Source organism: Hydrogenibacillus schlegelii, from assembly GCF_001653195.1.
Lineage (GTDB): Bacteria > Bacillota > Bacilli > Thermicanales > DSM-22653 > Hydrogenibacillus > Hydrogenibacillus schlegelii.
In genome coordinates, this window is sequence record NZ_JXBB01000053.1 from 1 (window position 1) to 1420 (window position 1420).

At 52.6% G+C, this 1420-nt stretch carries 1 protein-coding gene; it reads left to right on the plus strand.

Annotated elements, in window-relative coordinates:
- Positions 1-200: 200 nt before the first annotated feature.
- Positions 201-1420: group II intron reverse transcriptase/maturase (gene ltrA / locus SA87_RS10230; protein ID WP_245637717.1), on the plus strand; the 1220-nt coding region annotated here is incomplete at its 3' end.

A 1420-nucleotide genomic window follows, 5' to 3' on the forward strand; every position in this document is an offset into this window, starting at 1 on the left:
ACAAACCGCCGGTACGGGGCCGGTCCCTATAAGGCGCAACGCCGAAGTGGGTTTAGGCTGGTGAGAGCGCGGTCACGACTGATGAAGGTCCTGTAATGGGACCGGAGGAACAGGCCGCAGTCTACCGATTCAAACGGCATCTCAACCCTCAGATCACCGGTCGGGTAAGAAAGTGGGTACATCCCACTTCCTTCCGACGGATGGAAGGGAGGGATGCCACAGTGATCGCCCTGCGATACACAGAGTACTACAACCTCCAACACACTTTTGACCTGCTTTACGAGTGGTCCCGGAAAGGAGAATCTCTGGAAGACCTATATGAAATCATTACCTCCAGAGAGAATATTCTCCTAGCGTATCGGAACCTGAAGGACAACGCGGGGTCCGAAACCCCGGGCGTAGATGGAATGACCATCCAGAACCTTGCTAAGCTAAACGAAGATGAGTTAGTCAGCATGGTCCGAAACGCCCTGGAAGATTTCGAACCCCAACCGGTCCGGAGGGTGTTTATTCCCAAACCCAACGGGGATAAACGACCGCTCGGAATCCCTACGATCCGGGATCGGCTTATTCAGCAGGCAATTCGGCAGGTCCTGGAGCCCATAGCTGAAGCCAAGTTCTACGAGCATAGCTACGGGTTCCGCCCCTTGCGGTCAACAGAACATGCGATCGCAAGGGTAAATTCACTCATTAACCTGGCCGGGTTGCACTATGCTGTTGACATCGACATCAAAGGATTCTTCGACAACGTGAACCATACGATGCTCATGCGCCAAATCTGGAACATGGGCATACACGATCGGAGAATCCATGCGATCATCGGCAAAATGCTGAAAGCGCCAATTGAGGGGGAAGGCATCCCAACGAAGGGAGTCCCACAGGGAGGGATCCTCTCCCCTCTCCTGTCGAACATCGCCCTCAACGACCTGGATCAATGGGTGGCAGGTCAATGGCACCACTTCCCCAGTCAATACCAGTACTCCAGGGATAGTGACAAATACCAAGCGTTGAAGACAACCCGCCTTAAGGAAGGCTGGATTGTCCGATACGCCGACGACTTTGTAATCCTTGCGAGGAACTGGCAATCGGCTTGGAAGTGGTATCATGCGGTCAAGCAATATCTTAAAATCCGGCTGAAGTTGGAGATTTCACCCGAAAAATCCAAGGTAGTAAATCTTCGGCGGAGGTCCCTGGAATTCCTAGGGATAGCTATCAAGGCCATCCCGAAACCATCCTCTAGGCAAGGCCATGTTGCCGCATCTGGAATCAAACCCAAGAAACGGCAACAAATCAAGACCGAGCTCAGGAGAATGGTAAAAGAACTTGCCAAGGCTCCATCGGGAAAGATGGTCGCCCGCCTTAATGCTTACATTCGCGGGATCCAGAACTACTTTAGCAAGGCTTCCCGGGTGAATAAAGA